At 69.7% G+C, this 17,636-nt stretch carries 15 protein-coding genes and 1 tRNA gene; 10 read left to right on the top strand and 6 right to left on the bottom strand.

Annotated elements, in window-relative coordinates:
* Positions 1 to 3: 3 nt before the first annotated feature.
* From yidD to rpmH, 3 genes are read right to left on the bottom strand one after another with little or no spacing between them, the layout of a single operon-like run.
* Positions 4 to 363, bottom strand: a complete 360-nt coding sequence (gene yidD / locus AC5WAM_RS20760; RefSeq protein ID WP_366796015.1) for a membrane protein insertion efficiency factor YidD — start codon at positions 361 to 363, stop codon at positions 4 to 6.
* Positions 360 to 731 (bottom strand): ribonuclease P protein component, encoded by a 372-nt coding sequence (rnpA, locus tag AC5WAM_RS20755; RefSeq protein ID WP_366796016.1) that lies wholly within the window; start codon positions 729 to 731, stop codon positions 360 to 362. The genes yidD and rnpA overlap by 4 nt, the downstream gene beginning before the upstream one ends.
* A gap of 21 nt (positions 732 to 752) precedes the next feature.
* The gene (gene rpmH, locus AC5WAM_RS20750; protein ID WP_003956500.1) at positions 753 to 890 is read right to left on the bottom strand and encodes a 50S ribosomal protein L34; all 138 of its coding nucleotides are present in this window, start codon (positions 888 to 890) and stop codon (positions 753 to 755) included.
* A 386-nt stretch (positions 891 to 1,276) separates the two neighbouring features.
* Here rpmH and dnaA point away from each other — a divergent pair, with 386 nt between their 5' ends.
* The 10 genes from dnaA (at position 1,277) to AC5WAM_RS20700 (ending at position 16,151) form a co-directional block, all read left to right on the top strand.
* Positions 1,277 to 3,241 (top strand): chromosomal replication initiator protein DnaA, encoded by a 1,965-nt coding sequence (dnaA, locus tag AC5WAM_RS20745; RefSeq protein ID WP_495523477.1) that lies wholly within the window; start codon positions 1,277 to 1,279, stop codon positions 3,239 to 3,241.
* A gap of 1,115 nt (positions 3,242 to 4,356) precedes the next feature.
* Positions 4,357 to 5,487, top strand: a complete 1,131-nt coding sequence (dnaN, locus tag AC5WAM_RS20740; RefSeq protein WP_399611723.1) for a DNA polymerase III subunit beta — start codon at positions 4,357 to 4,359, stop codon at positions 5,485 to 5,487.
* Between the two features lie 133 nt (positions 5,488 to 5,620).
* A complete protein-coding gene (gene gnd, locus AC5WAM_RS20735) occupies positions 5,621 to 6,505 on the top strand; it encodes a phosphogluconate dehydrogenase (NAD(+)-dependent, decarboxylating) (protein ID WP_138960702.1) in 885 nt (294 codons plus the stop codon).
* 132 nt (positions 6,506 to 6,637) lie between these two features.
* Positions 6,638 to 7,762, top strand: a complete 1,125-nt coding sequence (gene recF / locus AC5WAM_RS20730) for a DNA replication/repair protein RecF (RefSeq protein WP_366796163.1) — start codon at positions 6,638 to 6,640, stop codon at positions 7,760 to 7,762.
* Positions 7,759 to 8,331 carry a DciA family protein gene (locus AC5WAM_RS20725; RefSeq protein WP_366796164.1) on the top strand — a complete coding sequence of 191 codons (573 nt, stop codon included), beginning with the start codon at positions 7,759 to 7,761 and terminating at the stop codon, positions 8,329 to 8,331. The genes recF and AC5WAM_RS20725 overlap by 4 nt, the downstream gene beginning before the upstream one ends.
* Positions 8,332 to 8,617: 286 nt before the next feature.
* On the top strand, positions 8,618 to 10,714 hold the full coding sequence (gyrB, locus tag AC5WAM_RS20720) for a DNA topoisomerase (ATP-hydrolyzing) subunit B (protein WP_495523476.1): 2,097 nt from the start codon (positions 8,618 to 8,620) through the stop codon (positions 10,712 to 10,714).
* Positions 10,715 to 10,770: 56 nt separating this feature from the next.
* A complete protein-coding gene (gyrA, locus tag AC5WAM_RS20715) occupies positions 10,771 to 13,356 on the top strand; it encodes a DNA gyrase subunit A (RefSeq protein ID WP_366796166.1) in 2,586 nt (861 codons plus the stop codon).
* A gap of 18 nt (positions 13,357 to 13,374) precedes the next feature.
* The gene (locus AC5WAM_RS20710; RefSeq protein ID WP_366796167.1) at positions 13,375 to 14,088 is read left to right on the top strand and encodes a DUF3566 domain-containing protein; all 714 of its coding nucleotides are present in this window, start codon (positions 13,375 to 13,377) and stop codon (positions 14,086 to 14,088) included.
* 324 nt (positions 14,089 to 14,412) lie between these two features.
* A tRNA-Ile gene (locus tag AC5WAM_RS20705) sits at positions 14,413 to 14,486 on the top strand.
* Between the two features lie 672 nt (positions 14,487 to 15,158).
* Entirely contained in the window at positions 15,159 to 16,151 is a 993-nt protein-coding gene (locus AC5WAM_RS20700; protein ID WP_495523475.1) for a hypothetical protein, read from the top strand.
* Between the two features lie 294 nt (positions 16,152 to 16,445).
* Here the strand turns inward: AC5WAM_RS20700 and AC5WAM_RS20695 are convergent, their stop codons facing one another.
* The 3 genes from AC5WAM_RS20695 to AC5WAM_RS20685 are packed head-to-tail and all read right to left on the bottom strand — an operon-like array spanning position 16,446 to position 17,579.
* Positions 16,446 to 16,913 carry a hypothetical protein gene (locus tag AC5WAM_RS20695; RefSeq protein WP_495523474.1) on the bottom strand — a complete coding sequence of 156 codons (468 nt, stop codon included), beginning with the start codon at positions 16,911 to 16,913 and terminating at the stop codon, positions 16,446 to 16,448.
* Entirely contained in the window at positions 16,906 to 17,115 is a 210-nt protein-coding gene (locus AC5WAM_RS20690; RefSeq protein WP_495523473.1) for a hypothetical protein, read from the bottom strand. The genes AC5WAM_RS20695 and AC5WAM_RS20690 overlap by 8 nt, the downstream gene beginning before the upstream one ends.
* Positions 17,115 to 17,579 (bottom strand): hypothetical protein, encoded by a 465-nt coding sequence (locus AC5WAM_RS20685; protein WP_495523472.1) that lies wholly within the window; start codon positions 17,577 to 17,579, stop codon positions 17,115 to 17,117. The genes AC5WAM_RS20690 and AC5WAM_RS20685 overlap by 1 nt, the downstream gene beginning before the upstream one ends.
* Positions 17,580 to 17,636: the final 57 nt, after the last annotated feature.

Below are 17,636 nucleotides of genomic sequence, written 5' to 3'. Positions count from 1 at the left end.
TAATCAGGCTCCTTGAGCATGGGACGGGGTCTCGGCGGCCGGGCTCGGGGGAGCCGGTGGGAGGTCTCCGGTCGGCACGCCAGCGGCGGAGGGCCCGCCCTTGCGTTCGCGCCAGGCAACGCGCAGCATCTCGTGCCACCGCGGACGCTTGCGCGGCGGAACGTGATCGACACCACCGAGCGACCACGGATTGCACCGCAGGATGCGCCAGGCAGTGAGCGCTGTTCCCTTGACCGCACCGTGCCGGTCGATGGCGAGGTAGCCGTAGTGGGAGCACGACGGGTAGTACTTGCACACCGGGCCGAGGAGTGGACTGATCGTCCACTGGTACAGCTTGATCAGCGCCAGCAGCGGGTACTTCATCGCGCGCCCCCTCCAAGGAGGCGCCGCAGGGCGGCGTCCAGGTCTTGGGCCAGCTGTGCGTAGGTGGCGTCGCCCGCGCCGGGCAACGCTCGTACGACTACCAGGCTACCGGGGGGCACCGAGGCCAACCGGTCGCGTGTCAGATGGCGAAGTCGGCGCTTGACCGTATTGCGTACGACGGCTCCACCCACGGCCTTGCTCACGACGAAACCCGCACGTGTCGGGGGAACGCTCTCCCCTGGCACGTGCGGGTCCGTTGCACCGCTGCGTAGATGGACGACGAGGAGAGGGCGGCCAGCCCTGCGTCCTCGCCGTACCGCGGTCGCGAAATCCTCGCGCCGCCTCAGCCGATGCTCGGTAGGCAGCACGACGTCATGACCTAATTGCGCTTAGGCGGACAGGCGGGCGCGACCCTTGCTACGGCGGGACGCCAGGATGGCGCGGCCGGCACGGGTGCGCATACGCAGCCGGAAGCCGTGGGTCTTCGCGCGACGACGGTTGTTCGGCTGGAAGGTGCGCTTGCTCACTCGGGGGCTCCAGTAATGACTCGTGTGGTGGCGGGTATCGCCTGGCTGTCACCGTGCGCCCACGAGAAGCTCGGAGAAGCTCGCGTATAGGCACCGAGTGCACCGCTTCACAATCACTGACCGTGATCTTTGCCCATCGGAGGCAGGCGGCAGCAGCCATCGACAACTCGACCTGGTTACGGTACGCGGGGCTACGCCATCCGGTCAAACCAGCCGTCGGGGAGAGACACTGTGCACAGCCTGTGGACAACAACTTGAACCGCACCCGTCGCCCTGACTACCGTGGCTGAACTCCGATTCGTTCCCTTCCCCCTGCCCCTCCCGATTTCCGTCCCGACCCGTCCCAAGAACCACACCTTCGTGGGACCTGTGAGAGAGCGTGCCCTGTGGCTGACGTACCTGCCGATCTTGCCGCAGTGTGGCCAAGGGTTCTGGAACAGCTGCTGGGCGAAGGGCGGGGGCAGGGCGTCGAGGCGAAGGACGAGCACTGGATCCGACGGTGCCAGCCGCTCGCGCTCGTCGCCGACACCGCGCTCCTCGCCGTTCCGAACGAATTTGCGAAGGGCGTCCTGGAGGGCCGTCTCGCCCCGGTCGTCAGCGAGACGCTGAGCCGGGAGTGCGGGCGCCCGATCCGCATCGCCATCACGGTCGACGACTCCGTGGGCGAGCCGCAGACCCCGCCCGCGCCGCCGGTCCAGCACCAGCAGCCACGGTACGAGGACCAGCCCTCCCGCTACGAAGAGCAGCCGCCCCGCTACGAAGAGCCCGCGCCCCGGTACGAGGCTCAGGAGCCGCCCCCCGCCTCCGGCCAGGGGCATGACGCGTACGACGCGTACGGCCGCCGCTCCGGGGACGAGCGGTCCGCAGGCCCGCGCCCGGACCAGCTGCCGACGGCCCGCCCGGCGTACCCGGACTACCAGCGCCCCGGTGCCTGGCCGCAGCAGCCGCAGGACGACTACGGCTGGCAGCAGCCGCGCCTCGGCTTCCCCGAGCGCGATCCGTACGCGAGCCCCGGCCAGCAGCCGCAGCAGCACGACTACCGCTCGCAGCCGCCGCAGGAGCGCTCGCCGTACGAGCAGCAGCACTCCGAGCGGCCGGGGCCGGAGCGACACGACCGCCACGACCGCCACGACCGCCACGACCGGCGTGAGCGGCACGAGCCGCCCTCCGGCACGGGCTCCGGCGCGGGCCCGCACGGGGGCCCTGGCGGCGGCCCCTCGGGCCCCGTCGGCCACGGCGGCACCTCCCTGCCCGCGTCGAGTGGCGCTCCCGGCCCGCTGGCCGCGCAGCCCGCGCCCGCGACCGGCCCGGGCGAGCCCACCGCGCGCCTGAACCCGAAGTACCTCTTCGACACCTTCGTGATCGGGGCGTCGAACCGCTTCGCGCACGCGGCCGCGGTCGCCGTCGCCGAGGCCCCCGCGAAGGCGTACAACCCCCTTTTCATCTACGGGGAGTCGGGGCTCGGCAAGACCCACCTGCTGCACGCGATCGGGCACTACGCGCGGAGCCTGTACCCGGGCACGCGCGTGCGCTACGTGAGCTCCGAGGAGTTCACCAACGAGTTCATCAACTCCATCCGCGACGGCAAGGGCGACAGCTTCCGCAAGCGCTACCGCGAGATGGACATCCTGCTCGTCGACGACATCCAGTTCCTCGCGGACAAGGAGTCGACGCAGGAGGAGTTCTTCCACACGTTCAACACGCTCCACAACGCGAACAAGCAGATCGTGCTCTCCAGTGACCGGCCTCCCAAGCAGCTGGTGACCCTGGAGGACCGGCTGCGCAATCGCTTCGAGTGGGGTCTGATCACCGACGTCCAGCCGCCCGAGCTGGAGACGCGCATCGCGATCCTGCGGAAGAAGGCGGTCCAGGAGCAGCTCAACGCCCCGCCGGAGGTCCTGGAGTTCATCGCGTCCCGCATCTCGCGGAACATCCGTGAGCTGGAGGGCGCGCTGATCCGCGTGACGGCGTTCGCGTCGCTCAATCGCCAGCCTGTGGACCTGGGGCTCACCGAGATCGTCCTGAAGGACCTGATCCCGGGCGGCGAGGACGCGGCTCCGGAGATCACGGCGACGGCCATCATGGCGGCCACCGCCGACTACTTCGGTCTGACGGTGGACGACCTGTGCGGTTCGTCGCGCAGCCGGGTCCTGGTGACGGCCCGCCAGATCGCCATGTACCTGTGCCGCGAGCTGACCGACCTGTCCCTGCCGAAGATCGGCGCGCAGTTCGGCGGCCGCGACCACACGACGGTGATGCACGCGGACCGCAAGATCCGTGCGCTGATGGCCGAGCGCCGCTCGATCTACAACCAGGTCACCGAGCTCACCAACCGCATCAAGAACGGCTGACAGCAACGGCGATGCGCCACGGCAGGGCGCCACGGGGACACGTCTCCGGGGCGCCCTGCCGCGTTTTCGTGTGCCTACGTAGTGGGCCATTGCTTACGTGGTGAGACATCGCCTACGTAGTGGGGCTTGGCGGGGCGTTGGAGCAGCCTGGCGACGAGCGGTCACAGGCACGTGCCCACGCGGGGGTGGCATGCCTCCAGGAGAGCCGCGGAGCAGCCGCAGCAGGACCGCAGCGGGCCGCGAGGCGGGCCCCTGGCACGCGTTCCCAGTTCGAGGAGCGCCCTCCTCAGCGCCGCCAGGACCCGTCTCGCGGCCCGCTGAAACCCGTCCTCATGCCGTCCTCACGCCGTCCTCAAGGCTGTGCAGGGCGCTCTCCGCCCCCGATGACCGCGACCTCTTCGTCATCTTCTGTTCGATTCATGGTCACCTCACCCGGGTTCTCCACAGATCTGCGGCCTTTTCGCTCTCCACACCCTGGGGACTGGGAAGTTGTCCCAACCGTGTCCACAGGGGACCCTGCTGAATAGTCATCAGGCCAGGTCAAGTGGTTGTGGATTCGTGGACGAAGACTCTCCACAGACTGTGGATAAAGATCTTCTCCACAGGGGGTGGGAAAAGTTGTCCACCGGCGGCCCACAGGCTGGGGCTGGTTGTGCACAGCTTCTCCCCAGGCCTGTCCACTGTTCGGCAACGCGACGCGCGCTCTCACCGGGTCGAGTGAAAGGCGTCACACAAAGCTGTCGGGTTGGCCTGTGGGGAAGCTGGGTAAAGCTGGGGACAGGGCTGGGGAGAAGTCCCCCTCTCCTGTGCATCGGGTGTGCAGAACTTTCGCCCGTCCACAGTTACCCCCGGTTGTCCACCGCCGTCGCCCACAGGGCCAGTGGACAAAAAACGGGCGCTGACCTGCGCATTCGCGGTTATCCACGGTTTCCACAGGCCCTACTACTACTCCCGACTAGAGAGAGTCAGATTTCCGCTTTGAAGTGGGGGCTGTGTACAACTCGCCGCTCGGGCCGCCACGACCTCTCGGCACGACTTGACCCCGACGGGCACCAGCTGTCAGTGCGGTGCGTCAGACTGGTCCCCAGTGCCAGCAACAGCAGGAGGGCGGCTAAGTGAAGATCCGGGTGGAACGCGACGTACTCGCGGAGGCGGTGGCGTGGGCGGCACGCAGCCTCCCGGCTCGGCCGCCAGCGCCCGTCCTCGCGGGCCTGCTGCTGAAGGCCGAGGAGGGCGCCCTCTCCCTGTCCAGCTTCGACTACGAGGTCTCGGCCCGCGTCTCCGTGGACGCCGAGGTCGACGAAGAGGGCACGGTCCTCGTCTCCGGCCGCCTCCTGGCCGACATCTGCCGCGCCCTGCCGAACCGCCCGGTGGAGATCTCCACAGACGGTGTACGGGCGACGGTGGTCTGCGGCTCCTCCCGCTTCACCCTCCACACCCTGCCTGTGGAGGAGTACCCGGCACTGCCCCAGATGCCGACCGCCACGGGCACCGTCCCCGGTGAGGTCTTCGCCTCGGCCGCCTCCCAGGTCGCCATCGCCGCGGGCCGCGACGACACCCTGCCCGTGCTCACCGGCGTCCGCATCGAGATCGAGGGCGACACGGTCACGCTGGCCTCCACCGACCGCTACCGCTTCGCGGTCCGCGAGTTCCTGTGGAAGCCGGAGAACCCGGAGGCGTCCGCCGTGGCCCTGGTGCCCGCCAAGACGCTCCTGGACACCGCCAAGGCCCTCACGAGCGGCGACACGGTCACCCTGGCCCTGTCCGGCTCCGGCGCGGGCGAGGGCCTCATCGGCTTCGAGGGCGCGGGCCGCCGCACGACGACCCGCCTCCTGGAGGGCGACCTCCCGAAGTACCGCACGCTCTTCCCGACGGAGTTCAACTCGGTCGCCGTCATCGAGACCGCCCCCTTCGTGGAGGCCGTCAAGCGCGTGGCGCTCGTCGCCGAGCGGAACACCCCGGTGCGGCTCAGCTTCGAGCAGGGCGTGCTCATCCTGGAGGCCGGCTCCAGCGACGACGCACAGGCTGTGGAAAGGGTCGACGCCCAGCTGGAGGGCGACGACATCTCGATCGCCTTCAACCCGACGTTCCTGCTCGACGGCCTGAGCGCGATCGACTCCCCGGTCGCCCAGCTGTCGTTCACGACGTCGACGAAGCCCGCGCTCCTGAGCGGCAAGCCGGCCGTGGACGCCGAGGCGGACGAGGCGTACAAGTACCTGATCATGCCCGTACGTCTGAGCGGCTGAGCCCACAGGTGTGTGGCCGCGTCCGGGCGTAGGCTCGGACGCGGGTACGAACGTGCCGCGGGTACGCGGAGCCGCTCAGCGCCGAGCGGCCGTGACGTGCCTTCACGCCACATCGCTAGTTAGGAACGCACTGATGGAGCTCGGTCTCGTCGGCCTCGGCAAGATGGGCGGCAACATGCGCGAGCGCATTCGCCGCGCAGGCCACACCGTCATCGGATACGACCGCAATCCGGACCTCGCGGATGTCCACAGCCTCGAAGAGCTGGTGAGCAAGCTCAAGGGCCCGCGCGTGGTGTGGGTGATGGTCCCGGCCGGAGCCGCGACCCAGTCCACCATCGACGAGCTCGCCGAGCTCCTGTCGCCCGGCGACGTCGTGGTGGACGGCGGCAACTCCCGCTGGACGGACGACGAGAAGCACGCCGAGGAGCTCGCGGCCAAGGGCATCGGCTTCGTCGACTGCGGCGTCTCCGGCGGCGTCTGGGGCCTGCAGAACGGCTACGCGCTGATGTACGGCGGCGACAAGGAGAACGTCGCCAAGGTGCAGCCCGTCTTCGACGCGCTCAAGCCGGAGGGCGACTTCGGCTCCGTGCACGCGGGCAAGGTCGGCGCGGGCCACTTCGCGAAGATGGTTCACAACGGCATTGAGTACGCGATGATGCAGGCCTATGCCGAGGGCTGGGAGCTGCTGGAGGCCGTGGACTCGGTGACGGACGTGCGGGAGGTCTTCCGGTCCTGGCAGGAGGGGACGGTCATCCGTTCCTGGCTGCTCGACCTGGCGGTCAACGCGCTGGACGACGACGAGCACCTGGACAAGCTGCGGGGCTTCGCCGCGGACTCGGGCGAGGGCCGCTGGACGGTGGAGGCGGCGATCGACAACGCGGTGCCGCTGCCCGCGATCACGGCGTCGCTGTTCGCGCGGTTCTCCTCGCGGCAGGACGACTCGCCGCAGATGAAGATGATCGCGGCGCTGCGCAACCAGTTCGGCGGCCACGCCGTCGAGTCCAAGAGCGAGCACTGATCCACAGCCCGCGCGGCCCGCTGTCCACAGCCTGTGTGGACAGCGGTGGGCCGCGGCGGGCGGGCCGTCGGCACCCAGGCCACGGCGGCCCCTAGCCACAGCAGGTAAGCCGGGGGAGGTCGGCGCCACATCATGCACGTCACCCACCTGTCCCTGGCCGACTTCCGCTCGTACGCCCGGGTCGAAGTTCCGCTCGACCCGGGCGTCACCGCGTTCGTGGGGCCGAACGGCCAGGGCAAGACCAACCTCGTCGAGGCCGTCGGCTATCTGGCGACGCTCGGCAGCCACCGGGTCTCCTCGGACGCGCCCCTGGTGCGCATGGGCGCCGACCGGGCCGTCATCCGGGCCGCCGTCCGGCAGGGCGAGCGCCAGCAGCTCATCGAGCTGGAGCTGAACCCGGGCAAGGCGAACCGCGCCCGCATCAACCGATCCTCGCAGGTCAGGCCTCGTGACGTGCTGGGCATCGTGCGCACGGTCCTGTTCGCCCCGGAGGACCTGGCCCTGATCAAGGGCGACCCCGGAGAGCGGCGGCGCTTCCTCGACGAGCTGATCACCGCCCGCTCCCCGCGCATGGCGGCGGTCCGCTCCGACTACGACCGCGTCCTGAAGCAGCGCAACACGCTCCTGAAGTCCGCCGCCCTCGCAAGGCGCCACGGCGGCCGCTCCATGGACCTGTCCACCCTCGACGTCTGGGACCAGCACCTCGCCCAGGCGGGCGCCGAGCTGCTCGCCCAGCGGCTCGACCTCATCGCAGCGCTCCAGCCGCTCGCCGACAAGGCGTACGAACAGCTGGCACCCGGCGGCGGCCCGCTCGGCCTCGACTACAAGCCCTCCTCGGCCGGAATCGTCGGCCACGCGCGCGAGGAGCTCTACGAGCAGCTGATCGCCGCCCTGGGAGAGGCCCGCAAGCAGGAGATCGAGCGGGGCGTCACCCTCGTGGGACCCCACAGGGACGACCTCCTACTCAAACTTGGCCAGCTGCCCGCGAAGGGATACGCCTCCCACGGAGAGTCGTGGTCCTACGCGCTCGCGCTGCGGCTCGCCTCGTACGACCTGCTCCGGGCCGAGGGCAATGAGCCGGTCCTCGTCCTCGACGACGTCTTCGCCGAACTGGACGCGCGCCGCCGCGAGCGGCTCGCGGAACTGGTGGCCCCCGGGGAGCAGGTCCTGGTCACGGCCGCCGTGGACGACGACGTACCGGGTGTCCTGGCGGGCGCGCGGTACGCCGTGTCCGGCGGCGAGGTGGAACGCGCATGACCGAGCCCGGCAAGGCGTCGAAGCCCGACCGCCCCGCGGAGCCCGCCGGGGCGCCCAGGCCCGCGCCGCCCGAGCCCTCCGGGGTCGACCTCGCCCGCGTGGCCCTGCGCGCCGCCAAGGAGCAGGCACGCGCGCGTGGGGACGCGACCCGCCAGAAGAAGCAGGCCCGGCGCGGCGGCCTGCGCTCGGGCGCGCGCTCCGACGGGCGCGATCCGCTGCCGCTCGGCTCCGCCATCAACCGGCTGATCACCGAGCGCGGCTGGGAGACCCCGGCGGCCGTCGGCGGCGTGATGGGCCGCTGGCCCGAGATCGTCGGCGAGGACCTGGCCAAGCACTGCGTACCGCAGCGGTACGACGAGAACGAGCACGTCCTGACCGTGCAGTGCGACTCCACGGCCTGGGCGACGAACCTGCGGCTGCTCGCTCCGCAGCTGGTCGCGCGCCTGAACGAGGACCTCGGGCACGGCACCGTACGCCTCATCAAGGTCCTCGGACCCGGTGGCCCCGCACGCCGCTTCGGGCCCTTGCGGGCGCCCGGCAGCACGGGTCCCGGCGACACCTACGGATGACGAGATCCGGTCGGTAGCTGGGGGTTGACCGCCCGAAGCGCTGAGTGCCGCTGTGAGCCTCTTAGAGCCCGGGGGCGCATATGGGGAGTCGGCTGATGCCGGTTCAGGGCGGCACATGCGGACTCAGGTACCGGCAAACCCCCATCACTGTCGGCGCTACCGGTAGACTGGAAGCTAATCCCGCCCCAGTCGTGGGGAGCAGCGGGAGAAGCTGAGCAAGAGCTGAACCAGGCTTACCAACGCAACACGCCGCAGCCGCTCCGGCCAGCGCCGGGAGCTTGGCTTTGTGCTGTGCCAGAAAGGGCGCTTCGTGGCCGATTCCGGCAACCCCAACGAGAACATCCCGTCCACTGCCGCCGGCGACGGCGCCGTACCCCCCGAGGCCATCGAGGCCTCCGGCGAGGGCATGGCCTACGACGCCAGCGCCATCACCGTCCTCGAGGGTCTGGACGCGGTCCGCAAGCGGCCCGGCATGTACATCGGCTCGACCGGCGAGCGCGGCCTGCACCACCTCGTGCAGGAAGTCGTCGACAACTCGGTCGACGAGGCCCTGGCCGGGCACGCGGACACCATCGACGTCACGATCCTCGCCGACGGCGGCGTGCGCGTGATCGACAACGGCCGAGGCATCCCGGTGGGCATCCACCCGGTGGAGAAGAAGCCGGCCGTCGAGGTCGTGCTCACGGTGCTGCACGCGGGCGGCAAGTTCGGCGGCGGCGGGTACGCCGTCTCCGGCGGTCTGCACGGCGTGGGTGTCTCCGTGGTGAACGCGCTCTCCACCAAGCTGTCCGTCGAGATCAAGACCGACGGCTACCGCTGGACGCAGGACTACAAGGGGGGTGCCCCCACGGCACCGCTCGAGCGGCACGAGGCCACCGACGAGACGGGCACGTCGGTCACCTTCTGGGCCGACGGTGACATCTTCGAGACCACCGTCTACTCCTTCGAGACGCTGGCGCGGCGCTTCCAGGAGATGGCCTTCCTCAACAAGGGCCTGACGATCAAGCTCACCGACGAGCGCGAGTCGGCCAAGGCCACGGCGGGCGCCGACTCCGCCGAGGCCACCGACGACACCGCCGAAGAGGTCCGCTCGGTCACGTACCACTACGAAGGCGGCATCGTCGACTTCGTGACGTACCTCAACTCCCGCAAGGGCGAGGTCGTCCACCCGACCGTCATCGACGTCGAGGCCGAGGACAAGGAGCGCATGCTCTCGGTCGAGATCGCGATGCAGTGGAACTCGCAGTACAGCGAGGGCGTGTACTCCTTCGCCAACACGATCCACACGCACGAGGGCGGCACCCACGAGGAGGGCTTCCGCGCCGCGCTGACCGGTCTGGTGAACCGTTATGCGCGCGACAAGAAGCTGCTCCGCGAGAAGGACGACAACCTCACGGGTGAGGACATCCGCGAGGGTCTGACCGCGATCATCTCGGTGAAGCTGGGCGAGCCCCAGTTCGAGGGCCAGACCAAGACGAAGCTCGGCAACACCGAGGCGAAGACGTTCGTCCAGAAGGTCGTGCACGAGCACCTGACGGACTGGTTCGACCGCAATCCGAACGAGGCCGCGGACATCATCCGCAAGGGCATCCAGGCCGCCACCGCGCGCGTGGCCGCCCGCAAGGCGCGTGACCTCACCCGCCGCAAGGGCCTCCTGGAGACCGCGTCCCTGCCGGGCAAGCTCTCCGACTGCCAGTCGAACGACCCGACGAAGTGCGAGATCTTCATCGTCGAGGGTGACTCCGCCGGCGGCTCGGCCAAGTCCGGCCGCGACCCGGAGTACCAGGCGATCCTGCCCATCCGAGGCAAGATCCTGAACGTCGAGAAGGCCCGCGTCGACAAGATCCTCCAGAACCAGGAGATCCAGGCGCTGATCTCGGCCTTCGGCACCGGAGTCCACGAGGACTTCGACATCGAGAAGCTCCGCTACCACAAGATCATCCTGATGGCGGACGCCGACGTCGACGGCCAGCACATCAACACCCTGCTGCTGACGTTCCTGTTCCGCTTCATGCGTCCGCTCGTCGAGGCGGGCCACGTCTTCCTGTCCCGGCCGCCGCTTTACAAGATCAAGTGGGGCAAGGACGACTTCGAGTACGCGTACTCGGACCGCGAGCGCGACGCGCTCATCGAGCTCGGCCGCCAGAACGGCAAGCGGATCCGCGACGACTCGGTCCAGCGCTTCAAGGGTCTCGGCGAGATGAACGCCGAGGAGCTGCGCATCACCACGATGGACATCGAGCACCGCGTGCTCGGCCAGGTCACCCTCGACGACGCCGCCCAGGCCGACGACCTCTTCTCGGTCCTCATGGGCGAGGACGTCGAGGCGCGCCGCTCGTTCATCCAGCGCAACGCCAAGGACGTCCGCTTCCTCGACATCTGAGCCGGTCAGGCACCCCGACGGCTGCTGACTGACGTACGAAAGGATCTTGACCGGCCATGGCCGACGAGAACAACCCCACCCCTTCCGAGGACGGCGAGGGCCAGACGGTGCGCATCGAGCCCGTCGGGCTCGAGACCGAGATGCAGCGCTCGTACCTCGACTACGCGATGTCCGTCATCGTGTCGCGCGCGCTGCCGGACGTCCGCGACGGTCTCAAGCCCGTGCACCGCCGCGTCCTGTACGCGATGTACGACGGCGGGTACCGCCCCGAGAAGGGCTTCTACAAGTGCGCCCGCGTCGTCGGCGACGTCATGGGCAACTACCACCCGCACGGCGACTCCTCGATCTACGACGCGCTCGTCCGCCTCGCGCAGCCGTGGTCGATGCGCATGCCCCTGGTGGACTCGAACGGAAACTTCGGCTCCCCGGGCAACGACCCCGCGGCCGCCATGCGCTACACCGAGTGCAAGATGGCGCCGCTGTCCATGGAGATGGTCCGGGACATCGACGAGGAGACCGTCGACTTCACGGACAACTACGACGGCCGCTCCCAGGAGCCCACCGTCCTGCCGTCCCGCTTCCCGAACCTGCTGATCAACGGCTCGGCGGGCATCGCGGTCGGCATGGCGACCAACATCCCGCCGCACAACCTCCGCGAGGTCGCGGCGGGCGCGCAGTGGGCCCTGGAGCACCCGGAGGCCTCGCACGAGGAGCTGCTCGACGCCCTGATCGAGCGCATCAAGGGCCCCGACTTCCCGACCGGTGCCCTCGTAGTGGGCCGCAAGGGCATCGAGGAGGCGTACCGCACGGGGCGCGGCTCCATCACGATGCGCGCGGTCGTCGAGGTCGAGGAGATCCACAACCGCCAGTGCCTGGTGGTCACGGAACTGCCCTACCAGGTCAACCCGGACAACCTCGCGCAGAAGATCGCCGACCTGGTGAAGGACGGCAAGGTCGGCGGCATCGCCGACGTCCGCGACGAGACGTCCTCGCGCACGGGCCAGCGCCTGGTCATCGTCCTCAAGCGGGACGCGGTCGCCAAGGTCGTCCTGAACAACCTCTACAAGCACACGGACCTCCAGACGAACTTCGGCGCCAACATGCTGGCGCTCGTCGACGGCGTGCCGCGCACCCTCTCCCTGGACGCGTTCATCCGGCACTGGGTGGGCCACCAGATCGAGGTCATCGTCCGGCGCACGAAGTTCCGGCTGCGCAAGGCCGAGGAGCGCGCCCACATCCTGCGCGGCCTCCTCAAGGCCCTGGATGCCATCGACGAGGTCATCGCGCTCATCCGGCGCAGCGACACCGTCGACGTCGCGCGCGAGGGCCTGATGGGCCTCCTGGAGATCGACGAGATCCAGGCCAACGCCATCCTGGAGATGCAGCTCCGCCGGCTTGCCGCCCTGGAGCGCCAGAAGATCATCCAGGAGCACGACGAGCTCCAGCAGAAGATCAACGAGTACAACGCGATCCTGGCCTCGCCCGAGAAGCAGCGCGCGATCGTCAGCGAGGAGCTCGCCGCGATCGTCGACAAGTTCGGCGAGGACCGTCGCTCCGCCCTCGTGCCCTTCGACGGTGACATGTCCATCGAGGACCTGATCGCCGAAGAGGACATCGTCGTCACCATCACGCGCGGCGGCTACATCAAGCGCACCAAGACGGAGGACTACCGCTCGCAGAAGCGCGGCGGCAAGGGCGTGCGCGGCGCGAAGCTGAAGCAGGACGACATCGTCGACCACTTCTTCGTGTCGACGACGCACCACTGGCTGCTGTTCTTCACCAACAAGGGCCGTGTCTACCGCGCGAAGGCGTACGAGCTCCCGGACGCCGGACGGGACGCGCGCGGCCAGCACGTCGCGAACCTGCTCGCCTTCCAGCCGGACGAGGCGATCGCCGAGATCCTCGCGATCCGCGACTACGAGGCCGTGCCCTACCTGGTGCTCGCCACCAAGGGCGGTCTGGTCAAGAAGACGCCTCTGAAGGATTACGATTCGCCTCGCTCCGGCGGTGTCATTGCCATCAATCTGCGCGAGACGGACGACGGTTCGGACGACGAGCTGATCGGCGCGGAGCTGGTGTCCGCCGAGGACGATCTGCTCCTGATCAGCAAGAAGGCGCAGTCGATCCGGTTCACCGCTACGGATGACGCGCTGCGTCCGATGGGCCGCGCGACCTCCGGCGTCAAGGGCATGAGCTTCCGCGACGGTGATCAGCTGCTCTCGATGAATGTGGTCCGGCCGGGTACGTTCGTCTTCACCGCCACCGATGGTGGGTACGCGAAGCGGACGCCTGTCGACGAGTACCGCGTCCAGGGCCGCGGTGGTCTCGGCATCAAGGCCGCCAAGATCGTCGAGGACCGTGGTGAGCTCGTCGGCGCACTGGTGGTCGAGGAGACCGACGAGATCCTCGCCATCACCCTCTCCGGCGGTGTGATTCGCACGCGAGTCAACGAGGTCAGGGAGACGGGCCGTGACACCATGGGCGTCCAACTGATCAACCTGGGCAAGCGCGATGCCGTCGTCGGCATCGCTCGTAACGCCGAGGCCGGGCGCGAGGCCGAGGAAGTCGACGGGGTCGACGAATCGTCCGACGGCACTCCGGCCGTCGGTACGGACGAGGGCACACCGTCCCCGGCCGAGTAGCGCGAGGAGTGAGTCATCGTGAGTGGAGCCCCGGGCGCCGGAGCGGCTGGATCGCGTGGAACCGGCAAGGATGGTGCCCGTGGCTCCGCCACTGATGACGACTCCCACGAGTCTCATGGATCCCAGGGGGGGACTGTGACAGACACCCGAGGTCGCGGCACGCAGACGTCCGAGACCGAGGCCCCCGCCAAGGGCGGGCCTGCCAAGAAGGGCGCGTCCGCGGGGGGCGGATCCAGCGCCCTGCCCGGTGAGCGCCCGCCCCAGCAGCAGGGCTCCCAGCCGTACCACCCGCCGCAGGCCTACCAGGCGGCGCCGGCCGGTGCGGTCCGCCGTCCGCGCACGGGGGCGCGCACCACCCCGCGCACGCGCAAGGCAAGGCTGCGCGTGGCCAAGGCCGACCCCTGGTCGGTGATGAAGGTCAGCTTCCTGCTGTCCATCGCGCTCGGCATCTGCACGATCGTCGCGGCCGCGACGCTGTGGATGGTCATGGACGCCATGGGCGTCTTCTCCACCGTCGGCGGCACGATCTCCGAGGCCACGGGGTCGAACGAGTCCAACGGCTTCGACCTCCAGGCGTTCCTGTCGCTGCCGCGCGTGCTGATCTTCACCTCGATCATCGCGGTCATCGACGTCGTCCTCGCCACGGCCCTCGCGACCCTCGGCGCGTTCATCTACAACCTCTCGGCGGGCTTCGTCGGCGGTGTGGAACTGACGCTGGCCGAGGACGAGTAGCCCTTTCCGCCCGTCGCGCGCTTCCCGCCGCGCCTCCGTACGCTGCCGGGGTCCCACTGCCCAGGGACCCCGGCAGCGCGCTGTGCGGCTCCGGTGCGGCCTGCCGCGCGGCCTTCGGGGCTCCGCGTGGGCGTCGGGGCTCCCGGCGGGTGGCCGATCGGCTCGTGACGGGGCTGTCGGCCCAGGGGGCGGCGCGGCCCGGCCGACATGCGCCCGCCCCCGCGAGGGCGTGGTCACCAGTCCCTCGGCTATCGATTTTGGGACTGGCCCCCACGTGCGCTAATCTTCAGAGGTCAGCGCGCGGGACATCCCGCAGAGCGCGGCGGGGCTATAGCTCAGTTGGTTAGAGCGCATCCCTGATAAGGATGAGGCCACAGGTTCAAATCCTGTTAGCCCCACAACGGCCCGAGGCCAGGTGAGACGCCCGGTAGATCTTCAGGATCTACCGGGCGTCTACATTTGTTGATCTTGAGAAGCCAGAATTCGTCCGGAACCCCACAGGCCGAAGCCGTGGCGCCTCTTCAACACGCCCCCTGATGATCTTGCAGGAACCTGCTAGTGCGGAATCCCGCATGCCGCCTCTACTGTGGCAGCAGCAGTGCGCCCCCGCCGTTTCGTCCGGCGGGGGCGCACTGCCATCCGGCTGGAGCCCTCCCGAGCACCGACCGGACCGGCTGGGGCCTCCCGAGCACCCACCCAGCCGATCAGTACTCTGCCGAGCAACCAACCGGGGTCTAGGTCATCCCCAACCGGGGTCACCCTTCTGTGTAGGCGGCGCAGAGGGCTGCTCCTGAACGGCGCCCCCGTCCGCCGCCCGGCAACACACGGGCGTGTCATCGGCGGAGGCCGGAGCCGCCATGACCGCCGCAGCGGCCCCCACGGACGCCGCAACGGCAAGCAGTGCGGACGCGAAGAGCACGCGAACCCTGACCATGTGCCACCTCCGTGCAGAAACGTTCCCCTGGCCCTGTCAGACCCGTAGGCTGACACGATCCTGACCCGGGTCCAAGGGGGCATGACGCGGGAAAACCTGCATATGCGGGAAGTTCACGAGTTCACAGGGGGGAAGATTGGACGACGCAGCCAGAGACAAAGCATTCGCCCAACTGGGCCTGACACCGCTCGACCTCACCGCCTACGCCGACATCTCCGCCGGAGCTGCGCCCCCTGACGGCTGGGAGCCCCACCGGCTGCTGACCCTCGGCCTCGTGGAGCGAGCGCCCCACCTCCCCGCGGGCTTCATCGCCTGCGACCCCCACACCGTCGCCCGCCGCCTCATGAGCGCCGAGCACGAACTCCTGGACCGCACCGTCGAGCGCCTCCACCAGCTGCCGGCCTTGGAGCTGCTTGCCGGGCACTTCGAGCCCCACCGTATGTACAGCGGCCCCGGCAGCGAGTTCCTGGCGACCGGGGAGGAGATGAACGGCCGCATCGGCTCGGTCCTGGAGACCGCCCGTACCGAGCTGTGCACCTCCCAGCCCGCCCCGCCGGAGAAGCGTGACCCGACAGTGCGCAAGCTCGGCCGCCAGCGCGGCCGGAAGGCCCTCAGCCAGGGCATCACCCACCGGGCCCTGTACAACTCGGCGGCCCTGACCGACGAGGCCACCGCGGAGTACGTCGCCCGGCTCCTGGAGGCCGGAGGCGAGGCCCGCGTCACGACGGCCCGCGTCCCGCGCATGGTCATCGTCGACGGGCAGCACCTCTTCATCGACAACGTCTTGAGCGAGGAGCACAGCGAGCCGGACGCAGGCTGGCACGTCACTGACCGCGCGGTCGTCGCCTGGGCGCGCGCCGTCTACGACATGTTCTGGTGGCAGGCCACCCGCTGGCAGGACCTGGACCCTGCGGCCAACCGGGTCACCAGCACGGAACTCCAGCGGCGCATCCTGCGCGAGCTGGAGGCTGGGTACTCCCAGCAGCAGGCCGCGCGGCGCCTCACGCCGCCGATCTCGGTGCGAGCCGTCCATAAGGCCCTGGCCGAGCTGCGCGAGGCGCTCGGGATGGCCTCCATGTACCAGGTGATGATCTGGTGGGGGCGTACGCCCGAGCGTGAACTCCCCTGAACACTCGCCGTGTTGGGGATGTAGAACGACCCCTGTGCTGGGTAGAGTGCCTGGTGGGGAGGCCGGACGTGAAGATTCCGACGGCCTGACGGACAACCCCAAGACAGGCCCGGTCAGCAAGCTCGGGAGGCGCGCTGGCCGGAAGGGCGCCCCCTGCCGGATCACACGGCAGGGGGCGTCTGGCACACAGTAAACCGCCCGGTCCTCCCCCAGGGGAGGACCGGGCGGTCGCGCTCGGTCGGAGGGCCGAGCGCGGAGCGGGGACGGCGGACGGACATCACGCCGCTCCCGCAGCTACGGTGCCGTCGGGCGGCTCGCGGAGGCCGGGCAGGTACGCGCGTGGAGGTAGCCGAACATCGGCCAGGGCTCTTCTCGCCAGAAGTGCGGGCGGAGCGGCTCGCCGGGCGCGATGGAGCTCCAGCAGGCCGCGCAGCGTATCGCCGGGTGACCTGCCCGTTCCCGCACGGCCAGATGCGCCGCGCCGAGGGCCCGGCCTTCGTCGCACGGACCGAACGGGCACCGGCGGCACGTGACCTCGTGGTCGTACCAGGCGAGGTACGTCGTCAGGGAGTTCGTCCTGACCTCGCAGCAGAGCAAGCAGCCGTGGGGCCGGAAGGGGCCGGGGCTGCCGAGATCGATCCCCTCGCCGGGATGGAACTCGTACTCGCACCAGACGCACGCGGCGCCGGACAGCTGCGCCGCGTCGAGCATGCCGACCTCGGGCAGGGCGGCGAGCAGCACCACCGGCTTGAGATCAGCCATCCCGGCCTCCCCGGGCCGGGCCCGCGGGCGTGGCGGCCGTGCGGTCGCCCTCGATCCAGGCGGCGTGCAGACGTACACCTTCGGAGCAGTCGGCGAGGATGCCGAAGTGCCGACGGGGGCACGTGTCCAGGTGCTCGCGGTAGGCCTCGTACGGGCCCCTGGGTTCCTGGCGGTCCTCGTGGTCGTCGAGCCCGGTCATCATCAGCCCACCGTCCGCAGCGGATCGGCCGTGGCGAGCAGCGTGCGCAGCGCCGTCACGTCACACAGGTTCCCGGGATGCTCCGGCGGCACCACCCAGGTCATGAGGTACGCGATGTGCCCCACACGGGGGACGCCGAGGTAGGTGCCGGTGCTCAGGCGGGCCTCCGGTCCGTCCCATTCCGCGCCTGGGGTCACCAGGAAGTAGTACGCGCCCAAGGGGCTCCGCAGGTCCCGGATCACCGGGCCCCGCAGCCAGTCCCGCAGCGCCGTTGCTACCGTGGCGGGCTCCTCGCTGGCGACCGCGGCGTGGATCCGCTGCGCGGGTACGCGTACCGCGTCGAAGCGCCGCCCGAGCGGAATCATCGCGACGTACGCGTCCGACCACTCGCGGCGGGCCTTGCTCGGCAGCGGGTGAGCCTGGGCCAGCCAGTCAGCGATCAGTCTGTTCTCCGCCTGCGTGTTCACCGGATTGCCTCCGGACGCGGGTCGGCCTCGGCCAGCCGCTGCGATACGGCTCTCTCT

It is taken from the genome of Streptomyces sp. JLYT201 (assembly GCF_059448825.1).
The sequence above is the reverse complement of the archived record's forward strand: the minus strand, read 5'-3'. Positions and strand labels throughout refer to the sequence as shown.